The organism is Duganella sp. Root1480D1, from assembly GCF_001427305.1.
Lineage (GTDB): Bacteria > Pseudomonadota > Gammaproteobacteria > Burkholderiales > Burkholderiaceae_D > Rugamonas.
Map to the genome: position 1 here is coordinate 385378 of NZ_LMFZ01000001.1, position 21877 is coordinate 407254.

27 protein-coding genes are annotated in these 21877 nt (G+C 60.7%); 14 read left to right on the plus strand and 13 right to left on the minus strand.

Features of this window, described 5'->3' with window-relative positions:
* Nucleotide 1: 1 nt before the first annotated feature.
* The 6 genes from cyoC to ASD58_RS02025 are packed head-to-tail and all read left to right on the plus strand — an operon-like array spanning nucleotide 2 to nucleotide 4548.
* The gene (gene cyoC / locus ASD58_RS02000; RefSeq protein ID WP_156401136.1) at nucleotides 2-586 is read left to right on the plus strand and encodes a cytochrome o ubiquinol oxidase subunit III; all 585 of its coding nucleotides are present in this window, start codon (nucleotides 2-4) and stop codon (nucleotides 584-586) included.
* Nucleotides 583-993: a cytochrome o ubiquinol oxidase subunit IV gene (gene cyoD, locus ASD58_RS02005; RefSeq protein ID WP_057259420.1), complete on the plus strand. Its 411-nt coding sequence runs from the start codon at nucleotides 583-585 to the stop codon at nucleotides 991-993. The genes cyoC and cyoD overlap by 4 nt, the downstream gene beginning before the upstream one ends.
* Nucleotides 990-1715 carry an SURF1 family protein gene (locus ASD58_RS02010; protein WP_057259421.1) on the plus strand — a complete coding sequence of 242 codons (726 nt, stop codon included), beginning with the start codon at nucleotides 990-992 and terminating at the stop codon, nucleotides 1713-1715. Before cyoD ends, ASD58_RS02010 begins: the two co-directional genes overlap by 4 nt.
* On the plus strand, nucleotides 1712-2995 hold the full coding sequence (locus ASD58_RS02015; protein ID WP_229209867.1) for an ATP-binding protein: 1284 nt from the start codon (nucleotides 1712-1714) through the stop codon (nucleotides 2993-2995). Before ASD58_RS02010 ends, ASD58_RS02015 begins: the two co-directional genes overlap by 4 nt.
* A gap of 8 nt (nucleotides 2996-3003) precedes the next feature.
* A complete protein-coding gene (locus ASD58_RS02020; protein WP_057259423.1) occupies nucleotides 3004-3540 on the plus strand; it encodes a response regulator transcription factor in 537 nt (178 codons plus the stop codon).
* A 3-nt stretch (nucleotides 3541-3543) separates the two neighbouring features.
* Nucleotides 3544-4548: a PHB depolymerase family esterase gene (locus ASD58_RS02025; RefSeq protein WP_057259424.1), complete on the plus strand. Its 1005-nt coding sequence runs from the start codon at nucleotides 3544-3546 to the stop codon at nucleotides 4546-4548.
* Here ASD58_RS02025 and ASD58_RS02030 read toward each other — a convergent pair.
* From ASD58_RS02030 to ASD58_RS02055, 6 genes are all read right to left on the minus strand, one after another.
* The gene (locus ASD58_RS02030) at nucleotides 4501-5142 is read right to left on the minus strand and encodes a CatA-like O-acetyltransferase (protein WP_057259425.1); all 642 of its coding nucleotides are present in this window, start codon (nucleotides 5140-5142) and stop codon (nucleotides 4501-4503) included. The two genes, ASD58_RS02025 and ASD58_RS02030, sit on opposite strands and share 48 nt — an antisense overlap.
* Before the next feature lie 93 nt (nucleotides 5143-5235).
* Complete coding sequence (locus ASD58_RS02035; protein ID WP_082565163.1) at nucleotides 5236-5871, minus strand: SMI1/KNR4 family protein; 636 nt, start codon at nucleotides 5869-5871, stop codon at nucleotides 5236-5238.
* A 4-nt stretch (nucleotides 5872-5875) separates the two neighbouring features.
* Nucleotides 5876-7417, minus strand: a complete 1542-nt coding sequence (locus ASD58_RS02040) for a 2-isopropylmalate synthase (RefSeq protein ID WP_057259426.1) — start codon at nucleotides 7415-7417, stop codon at nucleotides 5876-5878.
* Nucleotides 7418-7452: 35 nt separating this feature from the next.
* On the minus strand, nucleotides 7453-8298 hold the full coding sequence (gene pssA / locus ASD58_RS02045) for a CDP-diacylglycerol--serine O-phosphatidyltransferase (protein WP_057259427.1): 846 nt from the start codon (nucleotides 8296-8298) through the stop codon (nucleotides 7453-7455).
* 71 nt (nucleotides 8299-8369) lie between these two features.
* Complete coding sequence (locus ASD58_RS02050; RefSeq protein ID WP_057259428.1) at nucleotides 8370-9128, minus strand: SIMPL domain-containing protein; 759 nt, start codon at nucleotides 9126-9128, stop codon at nucleotides 8370-8372.
* Between the two features lie 92 nt (nucleotides 9129-9220).
* Nucleotides 9221-9940 (minus strand): SIMPL domain-containing protein, encoded by a 720-nt coding sequence (locus ASD58_RS02055; RefSeq protein WP_057259429.1) that lies wholly within the window; start codon nucleotides 9938-9940, stop codon nucleotides 9221-9223.
* Nucleotides 9941-10065: 125 nt separating this feature from the next.
* On the opposite strand from ASD58_RS02055, the gene ASD58_RS02060 reads away from it, so the two are divergent.
* Together ASD58_RS02060 and ASD58_RS02065 are read left to right on the plus strand one after the other, a co-directional pair.
* Entirely contained in the window at nucleotides 10066-11688 is a 1623-nt protein-coding gene (locus ASD58_RS02060; RefSeq protein WP_057259430.1) for an alkaline phosphatase family protein, read from the plus strand.
* A gap of 83 nt (nucleotides 11689-11771) precedes the next feature.
* Nucleotides 11772-12371 carry a hypothetical protein gene (locus ASD58_RS02065; RefSeq protein WP_057259431.1) on the plus strand — a complete coding sequence of 200 codons (600 nt, stop codon included), beginning with the start codon at nucleotides 11772-11774 and terminating at the stop codon, nucleotides 12369-12371.
* A 46-nt stretch (nucleotides 12372-12417) separates the two neighbouring features.
* On the opposite strand, the gene ilvC is transcribed toward ASD58_RS02065, so the two are convergent.
* Genes ilvC through ASD58_RS02080 form a run of 3 tightly spaced genes read right to left on the minus strand, consistent with a single transcriptional unit; the run spans nucleotide 12418 to nucleotide 15684 of the window.
* Nucleotides 12418-13434 carry a ketol-acid reductoisomerase gene (gene ilvC, locus ASD58_RS02070; RefSeq protein WP_057259432.1) on the minus strand — a complete coding sequence of 339 codons (1017 nt, stop codon included), beginning with the start codon at nucleotides 13432-13434 and terminating at the stop codon, nucleotides 12418-12420.
* Nucleotides 13435-13468: 34 nt separating this feature from the next.
* Complete coding sequence (ilvN, locus tag ASD58_RS02075; protein WP_055935546.1) at nucleotides 13469-13960, minus strand: acetolactate synthase small subunit; 492 nt, start codon at nucleotides 13958-13960, stop codon at nucleotides 13469-13471.
* A 2-nt stretch (nucleotides 13961-13962) separates the two neighbouring features.
* The gene (locus tag ASD58_RS02080; protein ID WP_057259433.1) at nucleotides 13963-15684 is read right to left on the minus strand and encodes an acetolactate synthase 3 catalytic subunit; all 1722 of its coding nucleotides are present in this window, start codon (nucleotides 15682-15684) and stop codon (nucleotides 13963-13965) included.
* A 416-nt stretch (nucleotides 15685-16100) separates the two neighbouring features.
* Between ASD58_RS02080 and ASD58_RS02085 the strand changes: the two genes are divergently transcribed.
* From ASD58_RS02085 to ASD58_RS02105, 5 genes are read left to right on the plus strand one after another with little or no spacing between them, the layout of a single operon-like run.
* Nucleotides 16101-16670: an RNA polymerase sigma factor gene (locus ASD58_RS02085; RefSeq protein WP_057259434.1), complete on the plus strand. Its 570-nt coding sequence runs from the start codon at nucleotides 16101-16103 to the stop codon at nucleotides 16668-16670.
* Nucleotides 16667-17077, plus strand: coding sequence for a DUF3619 family protein (locus ASD58_RS02090; protein ID WP_057259435.1), 411 nt, complete (start codon nucleotides 16667-16669; stop codon nucleotides 17075-17077). The genes ASD58_RS02085 and ASD58_RS02090 overlap by 4 nt, the downstream gene beginning before the upstream one ends.
* 3 nt (nucleotides 17078-17080) lie before the next feature.
* Complete coding sequence (locus ASD58_RS02095) at nucleotides 17081-17944, plus strand: DUF3106 domain-containing protein (protein WP_082565165.1); 864 nt, start codon at nucleotides 17081-17083, stop codon at nucleotides 17942-17944.
* Nucleotides 17931-18446 carry an RDD family protein gene (locus ASD58_RS02100; RefSeq protein WP_082565166.1) on the plus strand — a complete coding sequence of 172 codons (516 nt, stop codon included), beginning with the start codon at nucleotides 17931-17933 and terminating at the stop codon, nucleotides 18444-18446. Before ASD58_RS02095 ends, ASD58_RS02100 begins: the two co-directional genes overlap by 14 nt.
* A gap of 36 nt (nucleotides 18447-18482) precedes the next feature.
* On the plus strand, nucleotides 18483-19289 hold the full coding sequence (locus ASD58_RS02105; protein ID WP_057259437.1) for a class I SAM-dependent methyltransferase: 807 nt from the start codon (nucleotides 18483-18485) through the stop codon (nucleotides 19287-19289).
* On the opposite strand, the gene ASD58_RS02110 is transcribed toward ASD58_RS02105, so the two are convergent.
* Genes ASD58_RS02110 through ASD58_RS02120 form a run of 3 tightly spaced genes read right to left on the minus strand, consistent with a single transcriptional unit; the run spans nucleotide 19273 to nucleotide 20343 of the window.
* Nucleotides 19273-19566, minus strand: a complete 294-nt coding sequence (locus tag ASD58_RS02110; RefSeq protein WP_057259438.1) for a hypothetical protein — start codon at nucleotides 19564-19566, stop codon at nucleotides 19273-19275. The two genes, ASD58_RS02105 and ASD58_RS02110, sit on opposite strands and share 17 nt — an antisense overlap.
* Nucleotides 19567-19573: 7 nt before the next feature.
* Nucleotides 19574-19816: a helix-turn-helix transcriptional regulator gene (locus tag ASD58_RS02115; protein ID WP_057259439.1), complete on the minus strand. Its 243-nt coding sequence runs from the start codon at nucleotides 19814-19816 to the stop codon at nucleotides 19574-19576.
* Entirely contained in the window at nucleotides 19816-20343 is a 528-nt protein-coding gene (locus ASD58_RS02120; protein ID WP_057259440.1) for a DUF2975 domain-containing protein, read from the minus strand. The genes ASD58_RS02115 and ASD58_RS02120 overlap by 1 nt, the downstream gene beginning before the upstream one ends.
* A 62-nt stretch (nucleotides 20344-20405) precedes the next feature.
* Between ASD58_RS02120 and ASD58_RS02125 the strand changes: the two genes are divergently transcribed.
* Complete coding sequence (locus tag ASD58_RS02125; protein WP_082565167.1) at nucleotides 20406-21215, plus strand: alpha/beta hydrolase; 810 nt, start codon at nucleotides 20406-20408, stop codon at nucleotides 21213-21215.
* On the opposite strand, the gene ASD58_RS02130 is transcribed toward ASD58_RS02125, so the two are convergent.
* Nucleotides 21202-21849 (minus strand): WG repeat-containing protein, encoded by a 648-nt coding sequence (locus ASD58_RS02130; RefSeq protein ID WP_057259442.1) that lies wholly within the window; start codon nucleotides 21847-21849, stop codon nucleotides 21202-21204. The genes ASD58_RS02125 and ASD58_RS02130 overlap by 14 nt on opposite strands.
* Nucleotides 21850-21877: the final 28 nt, after the last annotated feature.

Below are 21877 nucleotides of genomic sequence, written 5' to 3' on the forward strand. Positions count from 1 at the left end.
CATGCCGTTCCACGTCCGCGAACACCATCCGGAGAACGGCACCCTGCTGGGCTTCTGGCTCTACCTGATGAGCGATTGCCTGATCTTCGCCGTCCTGTTCATCGCTTACGCAGTCCTGGGCCGCAACTTCGCGGGCGGCCCATCCGGCGCCGAGCTGTTCGACCTGCCGCTGGTAGCATTGAACACCAGCTTCCTGCTGCTGTCGTCGATCACCTATGGCTTCGCGATGCTGGCTTCGCAGCGCGCCAAGCTGGGCACCACCCTGGTGTGGCTGGCTGTCACCGGCTTGTTCGGCCTGGGCTTCCTCAGCCTGGAACTGTTCGAGTTCGTGCACCTGATCCACGAAGGCGCAGGCCCACAGCGCAGCGCGTTCCTGACCTCGTTCTTCGCGCTGGTCGGCACCCACGGCCTGCACGTCACCTTCGGCGTCATCTGGCTGGTCACCCTGATGGTCCAGCTGAACCGCCACGGCCTGACCGAAGCCAACACCCGCCGCCTGATGTGCCTGTCGATGTTCTGGCACTTCCTGGACGTGATCTGGATCGGCGTCTTTACCTTTGTCTACCTGATGGGAGTCCTGCCATGAGCGCACACCACGACCACGAACACGGCCATGGCCACGGCGCACATGGCGACAGCCATGACCACGGCAGCCTGAAAAGCTACGCCATCGGCTTCATCCTGTCGGTGATCCTGACCGCGATTCCGTTCTGGCTCGTCATGGGCCACGTGATCAAGGACTCGAGCACCACCGCCTTTGTCATCCTGGGCTTCGCAGCAGTGCAGATCGTGGTTCACATGATCTATTTCCTGCACATGAACTCCCGTGCGGAAGGCGGCTGGAGCTTGCTGGCACTGATCTTCACCATCGTCCTGGTCGGCATCGTGCTCACCGGCTCGATCTGGGTCATGTACCACTTGAACCACAACATGATGCCGTCCATGGGTCCGGCCGGCAGCTCCTCCGTGCAGCAAATGCACGACATGCCTTGAACGAAGCGCGCACCGCCTCCCCGCGGGCGCGCCTGTTTTGGGCCGCCGGGATTTCGCTCGCCTGTGCAGTATTTCTGGCGCTCGGAACCTGGCAGCTGTTTCGCATGCAGTGGAAGCATGAGCTGATCGAGCGCGTCAACCAGCGCGCCCACGCAGCCCCTGTTTCCGCCCCTGCCCCTTCCGATTGGCCCTCCCTGACCGCCGACAATGCCGAATACCGGCATGTGCAGGTTTCCGGCACCTTGCTGCTCGATCGCAGCACCCTGGTGCAAGCCTCGACCCAGCTTGGCCCTGGCTTCTGGGTCATGACGCCACTGCAAACCGCCTCAGGCGACATCGTCTTCATCAATCGCGGCTACATTTCCGACCGCAAGGCCAGCACTGGTTCCGGCACGGCTGCGGCCGAAGTGTCCGGCCTGCTGCGTATGAGCCAGGCAGACGGCGACCTGCTGCGCAAGAATGATCCCGCCAGCCAGCGCTGGTATTCGCGCGACGTGCCAGCCATCGCTGCCGCAAGCGGCCTGGCAAAAGTTGCCCCCTACTTCATCGATGCCGACGCCAGCCCTGCCCCGCAGGCCGGGCAGCCCGTCGGCGGCCTTACCGTGATCGCTTTCCGTGATAATCACCTGGTATACGCATTGACTTGGTATGCTCTAGCGTTGATGATCATCGGGCGAACATGGCAAATCACTCGGAAAACACGGCGGAACCCGGCGCAATGATGTCCTTGTCCCTCGCGGCAGGCGTCGGCGACACTACCGGCCACAAAAACATGCTGTACCTGATCCGGCTGCGCTGGATTGCGGTACTGGGCCAGATCACGACCATCGCCGGCGTGACCCTCGGCCTTGGCCTGAACCTGCCGATGCCGCAGATGCTGACGGTGCTGGCCTGCCTGATCGCCTTCAACATCGGCAGCCATTTGCGCTGGCACGAAAACCCGATCGTTACCAATAACGAAATGCTCCTGGCGCTGCTGGTCGACGTGGCCAGCCTGACGGCGCAACTGCATTTCAGTGGCGGCACCACCAACCCCTTTGCTTTCCTCTACCTGCTGCAGGTGATCCTGTCGGCAGTGCTGCTCGACGCCTGGGCCGCCTGGACCATCGTCGGCATCACGGGCGCCTGCCTGGGCGGACTGGCGATGTTTTCCAAGCCCTTGCCACTGCTGCTGGAAAATGAAAGCGCCTTTGCCCACTTGTATGTGGAGGGCATGCTGATCTGCTTCCTGCTGAACGCCGGCTTGCTGGTGATCCTGATCAAGCGCATCACGGGCAACCTGCGCGAACGCGACGCGCGGCTGGCCGACCTGCGCCAGCGCGCTGCCGAGGAAGACCACATCGTGCGCATGGGCCTCCTGGCATCCGGCGCGGCCCATGAACTGGGCACGCCGATGGCGACCATGTCGGTTCTGCTGGGCGACTGGCGGCGCATGCCGGAATTCACGGGGAACGCAACGCTGCAGGAAGAAATCGAGGAGATGCAGACCCAGCTCCAGCGCTGCAAGACCATCGTCACCGGCATCCTGTTGTCGGCGGGCGAACTGCGCGGCGAATCCTCGGCCAAGACCACCCTGCGCTCCTTCCTTGACGAAATGCTGGAAGAATGGCGCAGCAATCGCCCGGTCGTGGAGTTCGAATACGACGACCAGTTGCCGAGCGACCTGCCGGTGGTGTTCGAGTCCGCGCTCAAGCAGACAATTTTCAACCTGCTCGATAACGCGCTGGAAGCCTCGCCGCAGTGGGTCCGGCTGGAAGCGTCGGCCGATGGCGAAGTGCTGAAGCTGGCGGTCAGCGACCGCGGTCCCGGCTTCGCCCCGTCGATGCTGGCGCAATTCGGCAAGCCTTACCAGTCGAGCAAAGGACGTCCAGGCAGCGGACTGGGATTGTTCCTGGTGGTGAACGTGATTCGCACGCTCGGCGGCACGGTTGAAGCGCGCAACCTGGAACAAGGCGCACTGGTGGAGCTGCGCCTGCCGTTGTCGGCAATCGCTCTCGAATAGGAGAATCAATGACTACAGAGCGTTTACTGTTGATCGTGGAGGATGATCCGGCGTTCGCCCGCACCCTTTCGCGCTCGTTCGAGCGGCGCGGCTATACAGTGCTGCGCGCGGGTAACCTGGAAGAAGTCGACGCCCTGCTGTTAAAGCACACGCCAACGCACGCCGTGGTTGACCTTAAGCTGGAAGGCAACACCTCCGGCCTGGCTTGTGTGCAGGCCTTGCACACTCACTCGCCGGGAATGCTGATCGTGGTGCTGACTGGCTTCGCCAGCATCGTTACCGCCGTTGAAGCAGTCAAGCTTGGTGCCTGCCAGTACCTGGCCAAGCCTTCCAATACCGACGATATCGAAGCGGCCTTCTCGCACGTTGCCGGCGTGGCCGAGGTCGAGCTGACCAACCGGTCGACTTCCATCAAGACGCTGGAATGGGAACATATCCACCAGGTGCTGGCGGAGACCGGCTTCAATATCTCCGAAGCCGCGCGCCGGCTTGGCATGCACCGCCGCACGCTGGCGCGCAAGCTAGAAAAGCAGCGCGTCAAATAAGCCATGGGGTTCCGCGACGCCTTGCGCTCCTTCTTCATCGGGGAAAACCTGAGCGATGGCCCAAGTGCTCCGGTTGCAAGGATCGACATGATGCGGCCCGAAGGTCCGCGCCATTACCTGAAAGCCGTGCCGAGCCGGAAAACCGGCGCGAAACGTCCGCTGGTTGTGGTCCTGCATGGCAGCGGAGCCAGTGCCGAACAAGTCCTGGGACGGGCTTTTCCTTTCTCGCCGCTGTCGGTTTGGCTCGAAATCGCTGAACGCGAGCAAGTGGTCGTGGTCGCCCCCGACGGCATTAAAAGACGCGGACAACGTGCCTGGAATGACGGCTTCGCCGATGTGACAAGCAATCCCCAATGCGACGACGTAGCCTTCATCGGCGCGGTCATCGATCACGCCATCGCCGAGGACGACGCCGACCCGGAACGGGTCTACGTGATCGGCGTTTCCAAAGGCGGCATGATGGCCTATCGGATAGCGGTGGAACTGGCGCCGCGCCTGGCCGCATTCGCAACAGTGCTGGCGGCGATGCCACAGCGTGCGTCTTACGAAGAGCCTGCAACTCCCCTTCCCGCCCTGATCGTCGCTGGGGAGAAAGATCCTTTCATTCCGTATTCAGGCGGCAAGTCCTTCGTCACGTTGTGGTTCACGGCGCCCGCAATGGGCATCGAAGCCACCGCCGCCCTTTGGCGCAGGCTGGCCGGACTGTGCGGGGAGCCGGCGGTCGCGCGGCTGCCGACGGCAAAAGGCGATTCGACTCGCGCGATTCGCTACACCTGGGGCGACGATCCCGGTGCCTTGCAGCTTGTTTTGTTGAAAATTGTGGGCGGCGGCCACGCGGAGCCCAGTCGCAAGAAGCGCTACCCTGGGCTGTTCAGCCGCTTCCCCGGCCGGCAAAATGCCGCTCTCGAAATCGCGGAGGAAGCCTGGACCTTTTTCAAAGACAAGCGGCGCGCCAGGAACTCACAAGGCAGTTTCGAGGGCGATGCGCTCGCCAAGGCGCTGCAATAGCAGGTGCACATGGTAGCCATCGACGAAACCGTGGTGGGCCTGGACACAAAACGGCACCGTCATCGTATCGCCATCCAGTTCGCTAAAACGTCCCCAGGCAATTAACGGGATATCTACGCTTTTGTATTCATAGATCGGATGTTCGATAGCACGCATGTCGAGCCACGGCATGCAGGTGGTGTAAACATTGTTCTTCTGCTCGCGCGGCGTCTGGTCGCGCCCGGTGTTGATGAACTCGCGCGTCGCCCGCGCCTCCACGCCTGCCGCAAGGCTGCGGGAAATGAACTCCGCACGCTCATTCGACATGTCGAACCTGGCGTAATTCAGGTTGTTGTCCAGGTTGATGACCGTATAGCCGCCGTAAAAATCGTCGATCTTGATCACTTCCCCTTCGAACTCTCGGTACAGGAAGTTGTCGACATCCTTCACGCTCATGTACAAGCAGTACAGAAGGAAGTGGAAAGGCGGCAGTTGCCGCTCCTTGCAGTAGTGACGAAACTCCGGCAAGCGTGCGACAACGCTCAGGTTCAGCAGCGGATTCGCGTACTGGCGAAATGACTCATAGCGGTCGCGGCGAAATTCAAATTTATCCATGCTCAATGCTCCCTCGGCGAGGCGACATCATATGAAGGATTCAGCGGCCAGTCCTTAATATTTGCCAAGCATATTCCATCGCGATCGATGCGGCTAAGGCTCGATGTAATCCGTATTTACCAGCCCGCCGAAATCTTCCGAATACTCGATATTTCCTGCCCGGACGCTTGCCACGTACTCTGCCAGCCAGGCATGAAAGTTCACAGCAACAATGCGCCGCTCGCCCATGTCATGCCACATGGTGATGACCTGCCCCAGCGCCCCGTCTGTCGCCGGCTGCAGGTCCAGGCAATAATGGTCGCCACCACCGTTGTGTGTGAAGGGAATCCAGTTGCGATTCCACCAGTCGGTGCGCACGCCACGCTCGGTCTCCGAAGCAATCCCTTCAAATTCGCCTGATTCAAGCAATTCGCGCCAGACGTTCCATTGCTCCGCAATCGCATCCGTTGACAGGAATTCCGAATTGTCGAACATGCCGCCAGCATTCCCCTGCTGGCCATTGTGGATCTTGAGGCACTCGACGAATGGCGCCGGCAATGAGACGCCAAGCGCCACTTCAAGAGCGCGCAGTTGTTCGGCGGTTGCCCCCTGGTTCAGGTCCGCCAGCCCCTCGGGCCAATGAACTGCCAGCCATTCTTCGAACTCCTGCCATAGTGCTGGAATGGTCGGCAACACTGCCGCGGTCTTTTCAGCGGTGGTCTTCTGAAGCAGGCGAGAGAGGAAGCTCATATGATCAGATAGCTTGAGGGTTCAGTCGTTCAATTTTGGAATGGAGTTTGTTCAACCCGGCGAGATAGGCTTTGGCGGAAGCGACGACGATGTCGGGATCGGCGCCGACGCCGTTGACGATGCGGCCGGCGTGCGCCAGGCGCATCGTTACCTCGCCCTGCGATTGGGTGCCGGGGCTGATGCCGCTGATGGCGAACAGCACCAGTTCCGCGCCGCTTTGGGCTTTGCTTTCAATGGCGTTGACCATGGCATCGACCGGGCCGTCGCCGGTACCTTCGGCGGAGTGTTCGATGCCGTCGATCGAGAACACCACGCGTGCAAACGGCAGTTCGCCGGTTTCCGAGCGCTGCGCCAGCGAGACGAAGCGGTAATATTCGCCGCCAGCCGCCGCTTCCTCGTCGCTCACCAGGGCCATGATGTCTTCGTCGAAAATATCGGACTTGCGGTCGGCCAGTTCCTTGAAGCGAGTGAAAGCGGCATTCACCTCGGCTTCGGAATCCAGTTCAATGCCCAATTCTTGCAAGCGTTGCTTGAAGGCGTTACGGCCCGAGAGCTTGCCAAGCACGATCTTGTTGGCGGTCCAGCCCACGTCCTCGGCGCGCATGATTTCATAGGTTTCGCGCGCCTTGAGGATGCCGTCCTGGTGGATGCCGGAGGCGTGAGCAAAGGCGTTGGCGCCAACCACCGCCTTATTCGGCTGCACTGCGAATCCGGTGATCTGCGACACCATCTTCGATGACGGCACGATCTGCGTCGTGTCGATAGCACAATCCAGATTGAAATACCCGGCGCGCGTGCGCAGCGCCATCACTACCTCTTCCAGCGCCGTATTGCCGGCGCGCTCACCCAGGCCGTTGATGGTGCATTCCACCTGCCGCGCACCGCCGATCATCACGCCGGCCAGCGAGTTCGCCACCGCAAGACCAAGGTCGTTGTGGCAGTGCACCGACCATATAGCCTTGTCGGAATTCGGAATGCGTTCACGCAAACGTCGAATGGTCTCACCGTATAGCTCCGGCACGGCATAGCCCACGGTGTCGGGGAAGTTGATGGTGGTGGCGCCTTCGGCGATGACATTTTCCAGCACACGGCACAGGAAATCCTCTTCCGAACGGCTGCCATCCTCGGGACTGAATTCAATATCGTCGGTGAACTTGCGGGCGAAGCGGATCGCCAGCTTGGCCTGCTCCAGCACCTGCTCCGGCTCCATCCGCAGCTTCATCTGCATGTGCAGCGACGAGGTGGCGATGAAGGTGTGAATCCGCTTGCGTTCGGCCGGCTCCAGCGCTTCGGCAGCACGCGCCAGGTCGCGGTCATTGGCGCGCGCCAGCGAGCACACGATGGGCTCGCGCACGGCGGTGGCAATGGCACGGATGGATTCGAAATCGCCCTGCGAGGCAGCGGCGAAACCCGCCTCGATCACATCGACCCGCAGCTTTTCGAGCTGGCGGGCGATGCGCACCTTTTCTTCGCGGGTCATGGAAGCGCCCGGCGATTGCTCGCCGTCGCGCAGTGTGGTGTCGAAGATGATGAGGCGGTTATTCATGGATTCGCTCCTTCTGAATTGCCGCCCCAGCGGCCTTACGATTTATCTTCTGGCGAGGTTTTCTCGATCAGTTTGACCGGGTTGCCCTTGACCAGGCGGGTCAGGTAGATCACATAGCCTGACAGGCCATATGCTACGAACAGCACAAACAGCACTTTTGGCGGGTCGATCGAGATCAGCGCGAAGAACATCGCAATCGCGAACACGGCCAGGAACGGCACCGATTTGCGGAAGTTGATGTCCTTGAAGCTGTAGAACGGCACGTTCGACACCATGCTCAGGCCAGCGAATACCGCCAGTACCCAGCCCTGCCACGGATACAGCACGCCATCGACATCCAGGTCGGTCAGCAGCATGACGAAACCGGCGATCAGCGAGGCGGCAGCCGGCGAAGGCAGGCCCTGGAAGTAGCGTTTGTCCACCACTTCGATATTGGTGTTGAAGCGGGCCAGGCGCAATGCAGCGCCAGCGCAGTAGACAAAGGCCGCGATCCAGCCCAGCTTACCGAGGCCGCGCAGGGCGAATTCGTAAATCACCAGCGCCGGGGCGGCGCCGAAAGACACCATGTCCGACAGCGAGTCGTACTGGGCGCCGAATTCGCTCTGGGTATTGGTCAGGCGCGCGACGCGGCCATCCAGTCCGTCCAGCAACATGGCGACGAAAATCGCCCAGGCGGCATGTTCGAAGCGCTGGTTCATGGCCATGACGATGGCGAAGAAGCCGCAGAACAGCGCGCCGGTGGTGAAGGCGTTCGGCAGCAAGTAGATGCCGCGCGAGCGAGGCTTGTCGACACCATCGGCCCCCTTGCGGCGGGCGAAGCGGCTGAACAGCGATTGCTTGCCGGCGGCGTTTTTAGGCCGGCGGCGGGGGAATTTGGCCATACTCTTCCATTTTTTATACCAGGGTGGCCCCTATTATAGAGGACACCCAGTATGGAAGTGGCAACTTTGGCTTACTTGAACTTGACCTTGCCCACCACGCGCATTTCCAGCGTGGTTTCGCCAGGCTCGAAGCTTGGTTCAGCCACGGACTGGTCCATCTCGGCCTTGGCAGCCATGCGGGCCATCATCGGGGCCGGAGCGCCAGCTGGACCGCCGCCGTAGTTGCCGGAGCCTTCGTAGTCGATGGTGTCCAGCACCGCGTCGGTTACCGGGCGCCCCATGGCGGAAGCGATGGAGGCGATGCGCTCATTCAGGTTCTTGTAGGTGGCGGCGATGCGGGCATCATCCAGCTTGCGGGTAGCTGCCGGGCTCAGGCCAAAGGACAGGCCGTTCAAAGTCAGCACCTTCTGCGCGGCGGCCACGGTTTTCGGCAGCACGCCGATATTAGTGGTGGTCATCTGCACGTACTGGCCAACGCGCCATGCGGTTGGCTGGCGCGGCTTGGCGGCAGCACCTGGAGGCAGCGGACGGTCTTCCGGATACACCGGATAAGTGTAATAGCCCTGGGTTTTCAGCTTGGCTTGCGGGTCTTCCTTCTTCAGGATGTCAAGGCCCTGTTTGATCTTCTGGTTAACGCGAGAAGCGGCAGCCGCCTTGTCCTTGTCCTGCTCTTCGATCGCCAGCACGGCCACCGCCTGGTCGTTCGGCGCAGTGACTTCACCATTGGCAGGAACGATGACGGTGGCGCCCGCGGTCGGGACGGATTGGGCGGTGGCAGCCTGGGTGCCCAGTACCAGCGCGGCAGCAGCTACAGCTTTGAGGACGGTCATTGTTATTCTCCTGGCTTGATTACGATGGACGCACTTTAACTGAAATCACCCTGCGAAATTGTCGCGATTCGTGAGCGTTTGTAACACTCTCCTTACTTGAAACGTACTTTCGCGGTTGCCCGCAGTTCCAGTTTGGTCTCACCAGGTTGCAGGCTTGGCTCCTCCACTTCGCCAATGTCTTCGCGACGAATACTGCTTCCGGTTACGACTACCCTGCCGATCGGCGCATCACCGAAGTCCAGCGATTCGAGTTTTGCATCGCCCACCGGGCGCCGCATCGCGCCCGCAATGAAGCCGACCTGCTCTTCCAGACTGCGATATGCCGCCTCTACCCGGCGCTGCTCCAGCTTCCTGGTGGTCTCTTCGCTCAAGCCGAAGTTGACGCTCCTGAGCGCCAGGATCTTCTGGGCCGCAGCCACGGTTGCCGGAAGTGCGGCAAAGTCCCCGGTTACCAGCCTGACCTGCTGGCTGACACGCCAGCCGATTTGCTGTGCATCGCGTTTCTGGATTCGCGCGGCCGCTTCGTCATAGACTGCATAGGTCCGATAGCTGTCCAGCGACACCCGCGCATCCGGGTGCGCCTTCTTCAAGGCCGCGATGCCCTGCTTCAGGCGCAGATTGACATTGGATGCCAGCGCCGCCTTGTCCTTGCCCTGCTCCTCGTAGCCAAACACCAGCTGCACTTCGTCGTTAGGCGCCCTGACCGATCCAACCGCCGTGACCGTAACGAGTGAATTTTCAGTGGGCAGCGCCTCGGCCATCGCTACCTGCGTGGAGCCGAGCATCGCCAACAGGGCCAGGTGCTTGATCATGCAATTTCCTTTTCGGATAGTCATCTAAGCTCGAATGTAACTGAAACCGATACAAAAGTGTCATGTGCCTGACACTCGGCTGTGGCATGATCCCTTGTCGTCCACTCCACTCATGAACTAGGAAAATGGCAAAGTACCTGATTCCCGCACTGGCCCTGGCGGCCTCGTTCGGCGCTTATGCAGCGCCGGCTAAACAGCCAGCACAACCAAAACTCGTCCTGGTGATGGCCGTCGACGGCCTGCCCCAGGAACAGGTGACGCGCTACGCCCACCAGTTCGGCCAGGGGGGCTTCCGCCGCCTGCTGGAGCAAGGCGCTTGGTTCAGTAATGCCCACCAGGCGCATGGCATCACCGTCACTGCCGTTGGCCATGCGGCGATTCTGAGCGGCGCCTATCCCTACCAGCACGGCATCATCGGCAATAACTGGGTGAATCCGGCCAACGGCGGCAGCATGTACTGCACCGAAGACACCAATTACAAATACGTCGGCAACGAGAAAACGGACCCGCACGACGGCACCGCTCCCACCAACCTGCGCGTCGACACCCTTGGCGACCAACTGCGCTACGCTACCGGCCAGCAGTCGAAAGTGGTGACCGTTTCCGGCAAGGACCGCGGCGCGATCCTCCTGGGCGGCAAGACCGGCACGGCCTATATGTACATGGAAGAAAGCGGCAACTTCGCTTCGTCCACTTTCTATATGAAGGAGCATCCGCAATGGGTGCAGAAGTACCAGTCGGGAAAGCCGCAGGAGCGCTACTACGGCGTGAAGTGGAGGCCGCTTCTGGCTGATTCGGCTTACGCCGGCGATTATGGCGATGCGCCAAACCTGCAGCTTTCCAGCGAGTCAGGCCTGACCGATGCCGCTTACTACAAGCGCCTGAAGGCCTCGCCTTTCCTGGACGAGTTGACAGTGGAGTTCGCGCAGGCTGCCATCGAAGGCGAAAACCTGGGCAAGAACCCGGCCGGCGTGCCCGACCTGCTGGGCGTGAGCTTCTCCGCGCACGACCTGGCGAACCATGAATACGGCCCGGAGAGCAAATTCTCGCACGACCACTTGCTGCGCCTGGACCGCATGCTGTCCAACTTCTTCTCGTACATCGACAAGCGCATCGGCATGGACAATGTACTGGTTGTGCTGACCGCCGACCATGGCTTCCCGAATACGCCTGAATTTGCCAACGAAGTCCAGAAGGCTGGCGTCGGCCGCATCGACGGCAAAAAGCTGGTGGAGGACTTGAATGCACACCTGTCGGCCAGGTTTGGTCTGAGCAAAGGCGTGGCGGCTTACTCGATCCCGAACCTGCACCTCGATTACGCCCAGATCGAAACCAAAGGCTTGAAGCGCGAGGATGTTGAAAATGCCGCGGCACGCTTCCTGATGTCGCAGCCAGGCCTGGCCGATGTGTTCACGCGCACCCAGATGGAAAGCGGTGCCGTCGGCGGCACCCGCATCGCAACCCTGATGCGCCGAGCCTGGAACCGCCAGCTCTCGGGCGACCTGATGGTGGTAGCCAAGCCGCACTGGATCTTTGCCTTTGCGACCGGCAAAGGCACGACCCACGGCGCGCCTTACGCCTACGACACCAATGTGCCGCTGATCGTGATGGGCAAGCAGTGGGTAAAATCCGGCCACTACGGCCAGTATGCTGAAGTAGTCGACATCGCCCCGACCCTCGCCTACCTGCTGAACGTGCGCCCGCCTGCCGGCGCCGAAGGCCGCGTCCTGACCGAAGCGCTGAAGTAAAAGAGATGTCCGCTTTGGGGCCTGGGCCCAAAGTGGACATTGTCACCCGTATAATAAAGCTCCCATCCCACCCGGAGCGCTATATGTCGATTTACCGCATCGCGATCGTTTCTGCTGTACTGGCCCTGAACACGGCTTGTTCGATCAACCGTCCCGTCGCTGACGATTACGACACCTACCTGGGAAATAACGTCAAGACCGGCAACCTGCCCAGCGCGAAGATTGCAGACAAATACTATCTCCCGCCAGCCACGCAAGCCCACCACTATGAGTTCAAGAGCGTCATGGGTGGCTATGCAAATACCTGGGTGGTGGAATTCGGCAAGGTGCTGGACGCCACGATGCGCTCTTCCGATGTCGTCGCGGCTTTAGGAAACGTAAGCAAGGCCGGCAACGATAAATCGGGCTCTGGCAACACCTTGGTGTTCGAGCTGCAGCGATATTCGTTTGAAGAACACGGCGCCCACATCGAACTGGCAATCAGCATCCGCAATCAAAAAGGAGAGGTATTCCGGAAGGTCTACAGCGCCGATGGACGCACCCAGGGCGGCAAGATGTTCTGGGGCGGCGCCTTCGCCATGAAGAACGCGGTGCAACAGTCCACCAAACTGGCGATGGACGACATCCTGACCCGCTTCATCCGCGATGCCGGCAGCTCCAGCCTGGCATCGGCAGACAAGTAAAAAAAAACGGCCCCGAGGGGCCGTTGAAGTCTGCTTCTAGGGACAATCAGTTCTTGGACTGGTCGACCAATTTGTTTTTGGCGATCCAAGGCATCATTGCGCGCAGCTTGGCGCCGACTTCTTCGATCTGGTGCTCGGAAGTCAGGCGGCGGCGGGAGATCAGGGTCGGTGCGCCGGCCTTGTTCTCAAGGATGAAGCTCTTGGCGTATTCGCCAGTCTGGATATCTTTCAGGCACTGGCGCATCGCGTCCTTGGTGGCGGAAGTCACCACTTTCGGGCCGGTCACGTACTCGCCGTACTCCGCATTGTTGGAGATCGAGTAGTTCATGTTGGCGATGCCGCCTTCGTAGATCAGGTCCACGATCAGTTTCAGTTCGTGCAGGCACTCGAAGTAAGCCATTTCCGGTGCGTAGCCCGCTTCCACCAGGGTTTCGAAGCCTGCCTTGATCAGTTCCACGGTACCGCCGCACAGGACCGCCTGTTCGCCGAACAAATCGGTCTCGGTCTCTTCACGGAAGTTGGTTTCGATGATGCCGGCCTTGCCGCCGCCGTTAGCCGATGCATACGACAGGGCGATGTCGCGGGCGGAGCCGGATTTGTCCTGGTACACGGCGATCAGGTGCGGCACGCCGCCACCCTGGCGGTAGGTGCCGCGCACGGTGTGGCCTGGGGCCTTGGGAGCGATCATGATCACGTCCAGGTCGGCGCGCGGCACGACCTGGCCGTAGTGCACGTTGAAGCCGTGGGCGAAGGCCAGCACGCCGCCTTGCTTGATGTTCGGTTCGACGTTTTCCTTGTAGACCTGGGCGATGTTCTCGTCCGGCAGCAGGATCATCACGACGTCGGCATTCTTCACCGCTTCGTTTACTTCCGCCACTTTCAGGCCAGCCGCTTCAACCTTGTTCCAGGAAGCGCCGCCCTTGCGCAGGCCGACGGTCACGTTCACGCCGGACTCGGTCAGGTTCTGCGCATGCGCGTGGCCTTGCGAACCGTAGCCGATGATGGCAACGTTCTTGCCTTTGATGAGGGAGAGGTCAGCGTCTTTGTCGTAGAAAACTTTCATGGTCATTCCTTGGGTGTGAATTCGGTTCGTTTAATTAAACTTTGAGGATGCGTTCGCCGCGGCCAATGCCGGAGCCGCCAGTACGGACGGTTTCCAGGATCGAGGTGCGGTCAATTGCGTCGATGAAGGCGTCCAGTTTGCTCTTGGCGCCCGTCAGCTCAATGGTGTAGGTCTTTTCGGTCACGTCGATGATGCGGCCGCGGAAAATGTCGGCGGTGCGCTTCATCTCCTCGCGCTCCTTGCCGACGGCGCGTACCTTGATCAGCATCAGCTCGCGCTCGATGTGCTGGCCTTCGGTCAGGTCCACCACCTTCACCACCTCGATCAGGCGGTTCAGGTGCTTGGTGATCTGTTCGATGATGTCATCGGAACCGGTGGTCACGATGGTCATGCGAGACAGGGTCGCATCTTCGGTCGGCGCAACGGTCAGCGTTTCGATGTTGTAGCCGCGGGCGGAGAACAGGCCGACCACGCGGGACAGCGCACCCGCTTCGTTTTCGAGCAGTACAGAAATAATATGGCGCATGATTACAGGTCCTCCGAGCCAAGCAGCATTTCGGAGAGGCCTTTGCCGGCTTTCACCATCGGCCACACGTTTTCACTCTGGTCGGTAATGAAGTTCATGAAGACCAGGCGGTCTTTCATGCCAAACGCTTCTTTCAGCGCACCTTCGACATCGCCCGGTTTCTCGATGCGCATGCCGACGTGGCCGTAGGCCTCGGCCAGCTTTTCGAAGTCCGGCAGCGAATCCATATAGGACTCGGAATAGCGCGAACCGTAGTCGATCTGCTGCCACTGGCGAACCATGCCCAGGAAGCGGTTGTTCAACAGGATGATCTTCGGCGTCAGGCGGTACTGTTTGCAGGTCGCCAGTTCCTGGATGTTCATCTGGATCGAGCCTTCGCCGGTGATGCAGGCGACGGTCGCATCCGGATTGGCCATCTGCACGCCCATGGCGTATGGCAGGCCGACACCCATGGTGCCCAGGCCGCCGGAGTTGATCCAGCGGCGCGGCTTGTCGAACTTGTAGTACTGCGCAGCCCACATCTGGTGCTGGCCCACGTCGGAAGTGATGAAAGCGTCGCCCTTGGTGATGTCGAACAGCGATTCCACCACTTGCTGCGGCTTGATCACCAGGTCGGACGTGGCGTACTTCAGGCAATCGCGGCCGCGCCACTCGTTGATCTGCTTCCACCAGTCTTTCAGCGCGGAGGCGTTCGGGCGCTGCTCGGTCGCTTCAAGCTGCGACAGCAGTTCCACCAGCACGTCTTTCACGTTGCCGACGATAGGAATGTCCACTTTCACGCGCTTCGAGATCGACGATGGGTCGATGTCGATGTGGATGATCTTGCGCGGGTTCTGGCTGAAGTGCTTCGGATTGCCGATCACGCGGTCGTCAAAGCGGGCGCCGATGGCAATCAGCACGTCGCAATTCTGCATCGCGAGGTTGGCTTCGTAGGTGCCGTGCATGCCGGGCATGCCGACGAAGCATGGATCGGAAGCGCGCGAACCGCCAAGGCCCATCAGGGTATTGGTGACCGGGAAGCCGAGTTTCTCAACCAGTTTGTTCAGTTCATTCGATGCATGCGCCAGGATCACGCCGCCGCCGGTGTAGATCATTGGACGCTCGGCCGACAGCAGCAGCTGCAGTGCCTTGCGGATCTGGCCGGCGTGGCCTTTGTCTACCGGGCGGTAGGAACGCATCTCGATATCCTTCGGATACGAGTACACGTGTTTGTGCATCGAAATGTCTTTTGGAATATCGACCAGCACCGGACCTGGGCGGCCGGTCTTGGCGATATAAAAGGCTTTCTTGATGGTCTCCGCCAGGTCCTTCACGTCCTTCACCAGGAAGTTGTGCTTGACCACCGGGCGGGTGATGCCGACGGTGTCGCATTCCTGGAAGGCGTCCTGGCCAATGGCGTGGCTCGGCACCTGGCCGGAAATCACCACCATCGGAACGGAATCCATGTATGCGGTGGACAGGCCGGTCACCGCATTGGTGACGCCAGGTCCGGAAGTGACCAGCGCCACACCCACTTTGTTCGAGCTGCGCGAATACGCATCGGCGGCATGAACAGCAGCCTGCTCATGGCGAACGAGGATGTGCTGGAATTTGTCCTGCTTGAAGATGGCGTCGTAGATATAGAGGACGGCGCCGCCAGGATATCCGAAAACATGTTCTACGCCTTCCTCAGCGAGGCAGCGAACAAGGATTTCGGCGCCCGTGATGGGAGCTTCGGTATTCATGAAACATTCCTTTCAAGGTCCATAGGAGATTGATCGGATGCTCTTGCCTAGCGAAGTGGGCGTCACCGTGCACGACTCTCAGCTTCCCTTCTTTCTGCGGTCACACTGACCCTTCCCCCATGCGTAGCTGGAGTACAAGCCTGTGCTAAACGCAACTCGTTTGGCCGGAGTTTTGCAGCGGTTTCTGGCCTACCTCTCGCGCTTGTGGCACGGGTTAGAGCAAACTGCTGACAATAGAAAGCTGGCTTTTCGAAACGGCTTTGTGTGCCTGTTCCGAAGAACCGGGGAGCCTTGTGGTGTACAAAGCGTCCTTAACGTTACCGCGCTGCACCATATTGGTCAAGCTTATTCTGCATTTTTTGTTAAAATGCCGGATTGTTCAGACTAGCGATATAGCGCAGCTCACTTTCCGACGCATGGCCACAGACAAAGAATTATCGGATTTCCTCGAAAGCGTCGAGCGCCGCGCCTTCAAACAAGCGGTGTATGCCGTCCGAAAGGACGAGTCCGCCCTGGACATTGTGCAAGATGCAATGATCAAACTCGCCGAGAAATACGGCGACAAGCCGGCGGCCGAACTGCCGGCGCTGTTCCAGCGCATCCTGCAAACCACCATACTTGATTATTTCCGTCGAGAAAAAGTCCGCAACACCTGGGTCAGTCTTTTCTCGGGCCTTGGCCCTGCCCAGGAAGAGCATGAGGACTTTGATATACTGGAATCCTACGAGGCTGAACAGGGTTCCCAGGCGGCCGAGTCGAGTGCGGATCAGGTAGAACGGGCACAAATCTTGCAGATAATTGAAGAAGAAGTGCAAAAACTGCCCGCGCGTCAACGAGAAGCGTTCCTCATGCGTTACTGGCAGGACATGGACGTAGCAGAAACCGCCGAAGCGATGGGATGTTCCGAAGGGAGCGTAAAGACGCATTGCTCACGAGCAACACACACTCTCGCTGAATCGCTCAAAGCCAAGGGAATTAAGTTATGAACACCGAAGACACCAACTTTGCATACGGCGTGCGGCGCGCGCTCAATGAAAAGCTAGACGATCTCCCAGCCTCGACCGCGGATCGCCTGGCCGCAGCCCGCATGGCTGCACTGAAGCGCAAGAAGGCCGATGCTCCGGCCCGCTTGCGCGTAAGCCGTACCGCCCCGGCTGTGGCTGGTGGTGCGAGCGGCTTCTTCGCCAACCCGTTTGCCTGGTTCAACCGCGTCAGCGTGGCCTTGCCCTTGCTGCTGCTGATGGGCGGCATGGTCGGCGTGTACCAGTACGAACAACAGCAATCGATCGTGGAACTGGCAGAAATGGACGCCGCCGTGCTGTCCGATGAACTGCCGCTGTCTGCTTACCTTGACCAGGGCTTTGGCGCCTATCTCGAGACTCGCGAGCAATAAAGTATGGCGCGTGTAAGTGGCAGGACAAAATGGGTTGCTGGAGCAATCACGCTGGTGGGTGTGGGGATCGCTGCCGTCGTCTGGCTGGCGAGCCGCCCTGCATCGCGCCCTGCGCCGGCGCCTTCGGCTGCCGCTACTGCCGCAGCTCCTGCCAAGCCGGTTGGTGAAAAACCCCACTGGTCCGACCTGAAACCAGCCCAGCAACAAGCCCTGGCGCCGCTCGAAGCAACCTGGGAAGAACTGGGTCCGGTACGCAAGCAAAAATGGATCTCCATCGGCAATCGGCTGGCCAAGATGAAGCCGGACGAAAAAGCGCGGGTGCAGGAACGCATGCGCGAATGGGTGTCGCTGACGCCCGCCGAACGCAAGGCCGTGCGCGAGAACTTTGCGCGCGCGCAGAAGAAGGCCACTCCGCCGGGCCAGCGTGCCGCCGAGTGGGAGCAGTACCAGCAACTGCCGGACGAAGCCAAGAAAGCCCTGGCTGACGCGGCCGCTGCCAAGAACAACCAGGTTGTGAAGACCCCTAGCCTGGCGCAGTCCACCGTGAAGACCCCGGCCCCAGTCAAGGCCCAAGGCCACGGCCTGGTGCCGGCGCCGGGTACCGTGCGGCCGGGCACCGTCCCGCCGGCGCCGATCGGCTTGCCGCAAGGCTCTCCTGCCATCGTGCCGCCGGGCAGCGCCCTCGGTGCCAGTGGCGCCGCCCCATCGACTGCCGCTGGGGCCACGCCAGGTGGCGCAGCAGGGACCGCCCCAGCCGCGACAACGGGCGCCACCCCGACGGCGCCAGCAGCGGATGCGTCCACGCCTGCTTCCGTTACCCCAGCTGCGCCGAGCGCGCCACCAGCCGTTCCCAATGCAAGCAAATAACGCTGTTCCGACCGTCAAGCGTCGCCTGATCGCGATGGTCTACGAAATCCTGCTGGCGCTCGCTGCCCTGTTCCTGCCTTTCCTGGTGTTCGAAATCGCCACCAAGGCCAGCCACACCCCGCTGGTTGAGCATATGCGCCAGTTCCTGGCCTTCCTGATCCTCGGTGCCTATTTCATCCATCAATGGACGCGCAAGGGCCAGACCCTGGCCATGCAAACCTGGCGCATCAAATTGGTGCAACCAGGCCAGGTGCATTTGCCAATCCGCACCGCCGCCTTGCGTTACCTGCTGTGCTGGCTGTGGATCCTGCCCGGCATCGTGGTCGCCTACCTGGGCGACCTCAGCAATAAGCACAAGCTGTACGCCCTGCTGGCCAGTGTCTTCCTGTGGTCGCTGACCGCCTTCCTCGACAAGGACCGCCAGTTCCTGCACGACCGCATTGCCGGCACCCGTCTGGTGCAATTGCCAAAACCCGAGAAAAAAGCCGCCAAAGCCGCCTAAGCACTCGCTATACTGACTTGGACAAGGGAGGCAACCATGGACAAGGACAGCAGCTTCACTGGCTCGATTCCGGAAACCTACGAGCGCGCCATGGTGCCGCTCCTGTTCACCCCCTACGCAATCGACATGGCGCGCCGCCTGGCGCCGCGGCGTCCCTCGCGGATACTGGAAGTCGCCGCCGGCACCGGCGCGGTCACCCGGCTCCTGTTGCAGGAAATTCCTGCCGCGCAAATCGTCGCCAGCGACCTCAATCCGGCCATGCTGGAGCAGGCCCGCAAGGCCGTCGTTTCGCCGCGCATAGAATGGAAAGAAGCCGACGGACAGGCACTGCCCTTCCCCGACGCCAGCTTCGACGCTGTGGCATGCCAGTTTGGCGTGATGTTCTTTCCCGATAAGGCGCGCGGTTTCAGCGAAGCGCGCCGCGTCCTCAAGCCGGGCGGCCTGTATTGCTTCAATGTGTGGGATGGCATCGCCAATAACGATTTTTCCGCCACCATCAACCATGCCTTGGCCAAAGTCTTCCCCGACGACCCGCCGCGCTTCCTGGCGCGCGTGCCGTATGGCTGGCACGACGTCGACGCGATCCTCGAAGAATTGAAGCGCGGCGGCTGGACGGGCCGCATCACACATGAACTGGTCACAGCAACCAGCCGCGCCAATTCGGCAGCTTCCACTGCGACCGCCCTGTGCCAGGGTTCCCCGCTAAGGGCGGATATTGAAGCGCGCGACCCGGCACGCCTGCAGGAAGCGACCGACGCGGCAATTGCCGCGCTGACCGAGAAATTCGGCAGCGGCGCCATCGAAGGGAAAATGCAGGCGATTGTATTTACTTGCGAGGCGTGAACTCGTAGACGCGGGCGCCCTCTCCCACATCGTCGTCGTCGCCCAGGGCCAGTTCGCCGCGCTCGAAGGCGGCGATGACTTCCAGCGCCTGCCCTAGTTCATCTTGCGGCACCATGACACGGGCGCCGCCAATGGCAGGTGCGAGCAGGAATGCCGCTTGCACGTGCTGGTCGTCCATCACTGTGGCGTTCAGTCCCGCCGCGCGCAGGCAGCCGCACAGGATGAAGGCATCCGCCGGAATCAGGCAGCGGCGAACGAGGCAGAAATCGTTGTCCATATCCCCATCATAGCAAGCCTTCGTCCTCAATGGCTGCACCGCCAGGTTCAGGCGTCCATTCGATGATGTCGCCCGGCTGGCAATTCAGCTTTTCGCAAATCTTCTCCAGCGTGCCGAAACGGATGCCTTTCACCTTGCCGGACTTGAGAAGACTGAGGTTTTGTTCCGTGATCCCGACATGCGCCGCCAGTTCGCGCGACTTGACCTTGCGCCTGGCCAGCATCACGTCCAGGTGAATAACGATGGCCATCAGACGAAGCCTTCGTTTTCTTCGGCCAAGCGGCGACCTTCATGCATCACGCCTGCGATCAGGAAGAACAGCAGGCAGACCAGCATCGCCAGCAACTCCTCCGAGGAGACGCCGATATTGACGGGGGTCTTGGCGTCAAAGAGGAAGCGCCAGGACAGGCCGCGCAGCAGCGTATCGAGCACCGACCACGCCAACGCCGCCAGGGCGGCGCCCGCGAAGGCCCGCAGATGGCCAATCGAAGCGACCGCGAAATACGCGCCGCGCTGCAGGGCGCGCAGCAAGGCATCGAGGCGCCAGGCTGCGTACACGGTCAACAGCAAGACCGGCAGGCTCGCCAGCATACCGACAAGCAGGGGACCGGCCGCCAATGCGGCCACCTCTTCCGGCGCCAGCCACTTCGGCGTCACAACCATATGAATGCCGGCCAACACCACGCCTTGCGGCACCAGCCACGCCATCACGAAGTACAGGGCCTGGAGCAGGACGAAGCCAATTACCGCCAGCCGAAGCACAGGAATCCATTTCATTATTGTTTTACGATAAGTTTTTAATGTAATATAGTTATCATATCATTAAAAAGGAGATTCTTATGCGTAGTGTGGCGATGCTGTTGCTGGTCTTCCTGGCTGGCTGCAAGACGATTGAAGTGAAGGAATCGATGTTCATCCGGCCCGATACGCTGACCAAGGCGGCCCCGCTGGCCGAGCAAAGCTTCGACAACGGTACGGCACTGGAAATCGCGCGCCCCGATGGCGCCACGCTGCGCGGCGTTCTGGTCACCCGCCCGGGCGTCGACCGCACCCTGCTCTACTTCGGCGGGAATATGTTCCACCTGGATCAAAGCGGCAACAAGGTGGTGAACGCACTCGCCGGCTGCAAAGTCAACGTTGCCTTCTTCGACTATCGCGGCTACGGCCGCAGCAGCGGCATTCCGACGGTTACCAACATGAGGAGCGATGCGCTGGCCATTTACGACATGCTCGATACGCGCTTCCCTGGCAAAGTCGTGGTGCATGGCCAGTCGCTGGGCAGTTTCGTCGCCGCCAGCGTGGCGCAGGAGCGTGCAGTGCAAGCAGTCGTGCTTGAAACTACCGCAACGACCGCACTGGAAACGGTCAATCTAACGCTGCCGTGGTACTACAAGCCCTTCGTCACCATCACGGTCGACGATGCGCTTGGCACGATCGACAACGTCAAGGTTGCGCAGCGCATCCAGTCGCCTTTGCTGGTGCTTGCCGGTGCGCTGGACAAATCAACACCGGCGAGCATGTCGCAACGCGTATTCGAAGCCGCCCCCACGACGCGCAAGAAGATGGTGGTGCTGCCGGACTCGCATCACAACAATGTGCTGGCCAATCCATCGACAGCAGCCACGCTCTGTCCATTCATCGAAGCTTGAACGGACCGTTCGGGTCGTCCTTGCACTTCAGGTAGCGGTAGTGTCCTTCCTCGACCAGCTTCTCGATGCCATGCGGGCATGCCTGGTCGAGGCCCAGCACTGCAAACCTGCGTAGCAGGCGGCCCTCGGCGTCAAAGGCGAATCCCTGTCCGCCCACCATGCGGGCGTTCTGGCACTCGATTTCGGTGCAGTAGTTTTCACAGTCTTTGCATGCAAACGCAGTCTCGCCGTCATGGAATGAATGGCAGTGGTCATATTCGGCAGGAACCAGCACTTTGAATGTGCGCGACTGGAAGAAGCCGCACTTGCCGTTTGACTCGAAGCGGGCAACCCCGCGCGGCGCAGACGGATAGTCGAAGTCGCCGGCATGGTAAATGCCCGGCACAACTACGCGGCCGCGCCGGTCCACAGCCACCACCTCACGCGGATCTTCGATGAGGAGCACCGCTTTACCGGATTTTCCGAACTTCAGCTTGCGCAGGTACTCCGGCTTCAGCACGCGCGCATTATCCTCGACCGTAAAACAGCCGGCCGACCAGCCCTCTCCACCATCCCTGGCTGGGCAAGCAGGATTGAGGGCGAAGGCAGGAACCGGCGCCAGTACGAACAGGAGCAGCAACAGGCAGGTGCGCATCAAGTATCTCCGATCAGCAAAGGATGTT

Bases quoted from the DNA above. Each gene is read 5' to 3' on its own strand.
- cyoC (WP_156401136.1), top strand. From the start codon at position 2: ATGCCGTTCCACGTCCGCGAACACCATCCGGAGAACGGCACCCTGCTG.
- cyoD (WP_057259420.1), top strand. From the start codon at position 583: ATGAGCGCACACCACGACCACGAACACGGCCATGGCCACGGCGCACAT.
- ASD58_RS02015 (WP_229209867.1), top strand. From the start codon at position 1,712: ATGATGTCCTTGTCCCTCGCGGCAGGCGTCGGCGACACTACCGGCCAC.
- ASD58_RS02020 (WP_057259423.1), top strand. From the start codon at position 3,004: ATGACTACAGAGCGTTTACTGTTGATCGTGGAGGATGATCCGGCGTTC.
- ASD58_RS02025 (WP_057259424.1), top strand. From the start codon at position 3,544: ATGGGGTTCCGCGACGCCTTGCGCTCCTTCTTCATCGGGGAAAACCTG.
- ASD58_RS02030 (WP_057259425.1), bottom strand. From the start codon at position 5,142: ATGGATAAATTTGAATTTCGCCGCGACCGCTATGAGTCATTTCGCCAG.
- ASD58_RS02035 (WP_082565163.1), bottom strand. From the start codon at position 5,871: ATGAGCTTCCTCTCTCGCCTGCTTCAGAAGACCACCGCTGAAAAGACC.
- ASD58_RS02040 (WP_057259426.1), bottom strand. From the start codon at position 7,417: ATGAATAACCGCCTCATCATCTTCGACACCACACTGCGCGACGGCGAG.
- pssA (WP_057259427.1), bottom strand. From the start codon at position 8,298: ATGGCCAAATTCCCCCGCCGCCGGCCTAAAAACGCCGCCGGCAAGCAA.
- ASD58_RS02050 (WP_057259428.1), bottom strand. From the start codon at position 9,128: ATGACCGTCCTCAAAGCTGTAGCTGCTGCCGCGCTGGTACTGGGCACC.
- ASD58_RS02055 (WP_057259429.1), bottom strand. From the start codon at position 9,940: ATGATCAAGCACCTGGCCCTGTTGGCGATGCTCGGCTCCACGCAGGTA.
- ASD58_RS02060 (WP_057259430.1), top strand. From the start codon at position 10,066: ATGGCAAAGTACCTGATTCCCGCACTGGCCCTGGCGGCCTCGTTCGGC.
- ASD58_RS02065 (WP_057259431.1), top strand. From the start codon at position 11,772: ATGTCGATTTACCGCATCGCGATCGTTTCTGCTGTACTGGCCCTGAAC.
- ilvC (WP_057259432.1), bottom strand. From the start codon at position 13,434: ATGAAAGTTTTCTACGACAAAGACGCTGACCTCTCCCTCATCAAAGGC.
- ilvN (WP_055935546.1), bottom strand. From the start codon at position 13,960: ATGCGCCATATTATTTCTGTACTGCTCGAAAACGAAGCGGGTGCGCTG.
- ASD58_RS02080 (WP_057259433.1), bottom strand. From the start codon at position 15,684: ATGAATACCGAAGCTCCCATCACGGGCGCCGAAATCCTTGTTCGCTGC.
- ASD58_RS02085 (WP_057259434.1), top strand. From the start codon at position 16,101: ATGGCCACAGACAAAGAATTATCGGATTTCCTCGAAAGCGTCGAGCGC.
- ASD58_RS02090 (WP_057259435.1), top strand. From the start codon at position 16,667: ATGAACACCGAAGACACCAACTTTGCATACGGCGTGCGGCGCGCGCTC.
- ASD58_RS02095 (WP_082565165.1), top strand. From the start codon at position 17,081: ATGGCGCGTGTAAGTGGCAGGACAAAATGGGTTGCTGGAGCAATCACG.
- ASD58_RS02100 (WP_082565166.1), top strand. From the start codon at position 17,931: ATGCAAGCAAATAACGCTGTTCCGACCGTCAAGCGTCGCCTGATCGCG.
- ASD58_RS02105 (WP_057259437.1), top strand. From the start codon at position 18,483: ATGGACAAGGACAGCAGCTTCACTGGCTCGATTCCGGAAACCTACGAG.
- ASD58_RS02110 (WP_057259438.1), bottom strand. From the start codon at position 19,566: ATGGACAACGATTTCTGCCTCGTTCGCCGCTGCCTGATTCCGGCGGAT.
- ASD58_RS02115 (WP_057259439.1), bottom strand. From the start codon at position 19,816: ATGGCCATCGTTATTCACCTGGACGTGATGCTGGCCAGGCGCAAGGTC.
- ASD58_RS02120 (WP_057259440.1), bottom strand. From the start codon at position 20,343: ATGAAATGGATTCCTGTGCTTCGGCTGGCGGTAATTGGCTTCGTCCTG.
- ASD58_RS02125 (WP_082565167.1), top strand. From the start codon at position 20,406: ATGCGTAGTGTGGCGATGCTGTTGCTGGTCTTCCTGGCTGGCTGCAAG.
- ASD58_RS02130 (WP_057259442.1), bottom strand. From the start codon at position 21,849: ATGCGCACCTGCCTGTTGCTGCTCCTGTTCGTACTGGCGCCGGTTCCT.